Raw genomic sequence first — 4,822 nt, forward strand, 5'->3', positions numbered from 1 at the left:
GGCGGGTCGGCGGGGTGGGTCTTCCTCGCCCTCGCGGCCCTGGCCCTGTCGGTCGCCGCGGCGGTCGCCGTCAAGCGAAGAGTCCTCTCCATGGCCGACGGCGACGACGGACCCGACGGTGCTGACGGGCCCGACGGTCCCGCCGGTCCCGCCGGTCCCGACGGGCCCGACGACGTCCACGAGGACGACGTGAACCACCACCCCACGACCGTCGTCCAGCACGAGGAGCCCCGATGACCAGTCACCTGCGATCGACCCACCGCCGGGCAACGGCCCTGGCGCTGACACTGGTGCTCGCCTTCGGCGTGATCCTGGGCACTCCGGCTGCGCACGCACAGGGCTCCGAGGTCGAGTTGACCGCTGCGGAGTTCCGATGGGGGCTCAGCAGACAGAGTGCCGGGCCCAGCCACGGCCCCGGGCTCAACTTCCTCTCCGCCGGGGACAGCTCGTCGGCGCTCGCCGGGTCCGGGGCGACGATCACCGAACAGACGTGGAGAGCCACGACGGGCGACGTCACGATCGAGAAGCGATCCGCGACCGGGGCCACGGTGGCCGCCACCTGGGCCGGCACGCAGACCGACCAGTCGGGAACGCCGATCCGTGACGCCGCCTCGAGCAGGTACAGCGGACTCGAGATGGTCTTCGGCAACGGCACCGGGACGGTCGACGCTGGGGCGGGCACCGCCGAGATCGAGTGGAGGGGCACCGCCTCGGTACTCTACTACTCGGGCCTGGTGTTCCTCAGCGTCACCGACCCGGTCCTCACCGTCACGCCCACGAAGGCGACCGTCACCGCGACCCTGGGTGGGCGACGGAGTTCCCAGGACAACCCCGAGGTGTCGGTCCCGATCCCGTCGCGCACCGTCGTTGTCGCGAACCTCCCCCGGAATCGCGTGGAACTGGGTGGGAAAAAGGGTTTCTCCGTGACCCCCGAATACCTCCGCGTGCCCTATTCCGCCAAGCCGGGAGAGAATCCCCAGACGAGAGACGGGAATGACTGGGGAGCATTCCCCGCTGAATTCGTCGACTTTGCCGCTGACGCCGGATCGGGAGGATTCTGGTATTCCACCGGGACCTCCGACAGCGCGAAACCCGCCCTCCCGATAGCGGTGAGTTGGAATCCGGATGACCCCGAGGAAATGCCGAATTCCGGAGGCTCGGGTGGGTCGAAAGGAATCGTGGGGCAGGTACTCGACAACACGGTCGAACAGGTCCTCCGCGCTGCGGGCGACGACGTCGCCGACACCGCGGCCGCCTGGATGGACGAGGCGTGGAAACCGCTCCAGCCCGATGCGGTGAGGGCGGCGCGGGAGGGAGCGGGCCCGGGCGTGTCGCCCGAATCCCCGGCCGCCGAGGGGGTCCCCGTCGACGAGGTCTTCGAGGAGTACTTCGAGGAGTACTACACCTCCACCTCTCCGATGACCGCCGGCACCGTGGGCGGCACGCTCGCCTCGATCCCCGCGTCCTCCGCGAGTCCCTCCACAGGTGGCCCCGCGCCCGCGGCGTCGACCGCTCTCGCAGACCAGGCGACGATCCCGGTGGCGGCCAACTCGCCGCTCCACGGCGCCGACGTGGTCTACGCCCAGACTTCCGCCTCCCAGAAGGCCGGAGACCCCACCCACCAATGGCAGTGGTGGGTGGGGACCGCATTGCTCGCGCTCGCGGCAGTGCTGTTCTACCAGACAGTTCGACGAAAGGACTGATGTGAAGACTTCTCGATCCCGGCTCGCGCTCGCCGGCCGACGGGGCACGATGCTGGGGGCGACGCTCGCGTTGCTCGCCGGAGTCGTCGCCGCCCCCGCGGCCCAGGCGCAGGACGTCACCCCGGGCACCGTCTCGGACGCCTCGTTCGTCTGGGGCATCAGCGGATACGCGCAGAAGGGCATCTTCGGGCCGTGGCGGATCCTCGACGCCTCGGGTGACGCGTCGGCTCTCGTGGGGTCGGTCTCGGGGGGAACGCAGGCCGAATACACACCTGCGGCGTTCCCGGCCACCTCGATGCCCGTGAGTCTGATCGGGGGCCAGCAGGCGACCCCCAACGCGATCACGTTCTCCGACGGTGAGGGCGTCCGCGGTACGGACGGCACCGTCACCATCGACTGGGACGGCGAGATCACCTTCAACGCCTACCCGGCGAATCTCAACGCTCCCGACGAGACCCTGGCCGATCCGAAGCTGACCGTCAACGCCGACGGTTCCGGAACGCTCAACGCCGATGTCACCATCGGCGCGGCGAACGACATGAACGGCAACCCCACTCCCGAGGTCAACGCCGGTCGCACGACCGTCCTGTCGTTCGGGCCGGGTGCCGCCCAGGTGGCCCAGGACGGCACCACCACCCTGTCCCCCCGGTACGCGGGAGTGCAGCACAACGGTGGGACCCAGGACCGGACCTGCACCGCGCCGAACGTCTGGGGCGCGTGGACGCCCGAGTGGCTGGCGGCCGTGCCGGCGTCAGTGCACCCGCACTACTACAACACCGGCTGTGGCGGAGACCAGAATCTCAAGGGCCCGCTGCCCCTCCAGGTCACCTACGACCTGACCGAGGACGAGACCCAGGTGCCCGTCGGGACCCCGAAGATCCAGCTCTCCGAGACCACACTCGCCGCGGACGGCAGCCACCAGGTGACCATCACCGGCACCGGTTTCAACGACCGGTCCGTGGTGGGTGTCCGCCCGCCGCTGGCCGGAAAGCCCGCCGGGTTCTACCTGGTGTTCGGCAAGTTCGAGGACGCGTGGAAGCCGTCCGCGGGCGGGACCTCGGCGGCGCGCAAGGTGGTCGAACAGAAGTGGGTCCTCGCCGCGGAGAACCACGCCGTCATCGGGGGCGCCGCCGCCGGCGCCGTCGAACTGCGCCCCGACGGCAGCTTCACCACCACCCTCACCGTCTCGAAGGGCGCGGCCGACGCGAAGTCGGAGACGGGCGGCTACGGCATCTACACCTATGCGGCCTCCGGCGCGGTCCACGCGCCGTGGGAGCTCAGCGCGCCGATCACCTTCACCACCGGTGGGGATGACGACGACGATGACGACACCGGAAACGTCGGTGGCGGTTCGCTCGCGGGTATGACGAACCTCTTCGGCAGCCTGATGTAGGTCACCCGCGGAACGGGCCCGGCCCCGACACCCTCCCGGGGTGTCGGGGCCGCTTCTCGTCGGGTGGCCCGGGCGGGCGGTCAGCGAACGCCCTGGGCCTCCAGATCGAGGAAGATCCGGTGGTTGAGCTCGAAGGCCCGGGTGGCGGCGGCCAGCGCGGCTCCGCGGTCGGCCTCGCTCAGCGGGAGGGCGTCGAGCGCGGCCCGGTAGTCGTCCTTGTAGACCTTGGGCTTGGCGATGTCGAAGTCGTAGAAGCTCAGACCGGTCTCGATGCCGTAGTGGCGGCGCACCGTCGTCCTGATGATCTGCCCGCCCGAGAGGTCGCCGAGGTAGCGGACGTAGTGGTGCCCGATCAGGGCGGCGGGGTCGGTGGCACACGCGTGCAGCTCGGCCACGTAGGCCTCGGTGGCGGGGACCAGGAGGTCGTAGGTGCGCCCCTGGGCGCGGTGCGACTCCAGGTCGGCACGCAGGGCGTCGGCCCGGTCGAGGCGCGGATCGAGGATGGCCGACAGGCGTGGGTCGGTGCCGGCCCGGCGGCAGGCGTCCTCGAGGGCCTCGTAGACGGGGAGTGACTGCCGCAGGAGTGCCACCAGACCTTCCGGCGTGCCCTCGCCGTTCATCAGGCGGGTGATGAACGAGGCGTTCTCCGCCTGTTCGTGCGCGGCCATCGTCGAGTCGTGTAATGCACTCGACAGGGGTGCGGAAATGATCGTCTCCATTTGTCCTCCGGGCTTGTTAGGTATGCCTAAAGAGAGTACGGCAACAATAAGGGGATAGCCATACCGGTATTGATGTTGAGTAACGTGAACAATGCCGGGTGATCGGACGGGAATGTGCCGACCGAAAAGGCGAGCATCCGGATGTCGCGGAATTACCCGGGAGGCCGGTCGTCGAATGGAAGGGGATATCGGGTGGACACCATCGTCACCGCCGACGAGCTGACTCCGGGTGATCGTCTCGAGCTCGGGCATCTCACCCTCACGGAGGAGGAGATCGTCGGTTTCGCGCAGCAGTGGGATCCGCAGTGGTTCCACACGGATCCCGTGGCGGCCGCGGGCGGCCACCACGGCGGTGTGATCGCCAGCGGGATCCACACACTGGCTGTCCTCCAGCGGCTCTGCGTCGAGTCGGTCTACTCGAGGTGGGCGGTGATCGCCGGACGGGGGTTCGACCGTCTCCGCTTCACGGCCCCTGTCCGGCCGGGGGACACGGTGACCGGCTCGGTACACGTGACGGAGGTGAGTCCGGACGAGACCAGAGCTCGGGTGACGATGGATCTGGAGATGCGCAACCAGGACGCGGCCGTGGTGCTGACCGCCACGATGACGGTGTTCCTGTGGCGCCGTGGACACGGGCCCACCCGCCCCCGGGAGGAGGAGGCGGGGTAGTCGGGGTGAGCCGGGTGAGGTGGGTGTGCGGTGCCCCGTGCTCAGCCACGCTCCGCGGCGACGCGGCCCATCCGTGTGAAGGCCTCGGTGAGGAGCTCCTCCGAGCACGCGAAGTTCACGCGCGCGAACCCCTTGCCCTGGGAGCCGAAGGCGGGGCCGTTGCTCAGCGCCACGCGGCCGTCGTCGAGGAACGCCGCGGCGGGGTCGTCGCCGAGGCCGGGATAGGAGCGCAGGTCCAGCCACGCCACGAACCCGGCGTCGGGCCGCCGCCACCGGGCGCGGGGGAGATGCTCGGCCATGAGCCGGTCCATCAGATCGAGGTTCGCGGCCAGTGCGGA

4 protein-coding genes and 2 pseudogenes are annotated in these 4,822 nt (G+C 69.9%); 4 read left to right on the top strand and 2 right to left on the bottom strand.

Annotated features, from left to right (window positions below):
• The 3 genes and pseudogenes from G6020_RS08640 to G6020_RS08650 all read left to right on the top strand — a co-directional run.
• Positions 1–237 (top strand): annotated as a pseudogene (locus G6020_RS08640) (hypothetical protein); the annotation flags it as partial.
• On the top strand, positions 234–1,703 hold the full coding sequence (locus tag G6020_RS08645) for a hypothetical protein (RefSeq protein ID WP_182610339.1): 1,470 nt from the start codon (positions 234–236) through the stop codon (positions 1,701–1,703). The pseudogene G6020_RS08640 and the gene G6020_RS08645, both read left to right, overlap by 4 nt.
• A 1-nt stretch (position 1,704) precedes the next feature.
• Entirely contained in the window at positions 1,705–3,096 is a 1,392-nt protein-coding gene (locus G6020_RS08650; RefSeq protein WP_182610340.1) for a hypothetical protein, read from the top strand.
• 80 nt (positions 3,097–3,176) lie between these two features.
• Here the strand turns inward: G6020_RS08650 and G6020_RS08655 are convergent, their stop codons facing one another.
• Positions 3,177–3,815 carry a biliverdin-producing heme oxygenase gene (locus G6020_RS08655; protein ID WP_182610341.1) on the bottom strand — a complete coding sequence of 213 codons (639 nt, stop codon included), beginning with the start codon at positions 3,813–3,815 and terminating at the stop codon, positions 3,177–3,179.
• A 192-nt stretch (positions 3,816–4,007) separates the two neighbouring features.
• On the opposite strand from G6020_RS08655, the gene G6020_RS08660 reads away from it, so the two are divergent.
• Entirely contained in the window at positions 4,008–4,484 is a 477-nt protein-coding gene (locus G6020_RS08660) for a MaoC/PaaZ C-terminal domain-containing protein (RefSeq protein WP_259848311.1), read from the top strand.
• Between the two features lie 41 nt (positions 4,485–4,525).
• Here the strand turns inward: G6020_RS08660 and G6020_RS08665 are convergent.
• Positions 4,526–4,822 (bottom strand): annotated as a pseudogene (locus G6020_RS08665) (aminotransferase class I/II); the annotation flags it as partial.

It is taken from the genome of Dietzia sp. B19 (assembly GCF_014145155.1).
Classification (GTDB): domain Bacteria; phylum Actinomycetota; class Actinomycetes; order Mycobacteriales; family Mycobacteriaceae; genus Dietzia; species Dietzia natronolimnaea.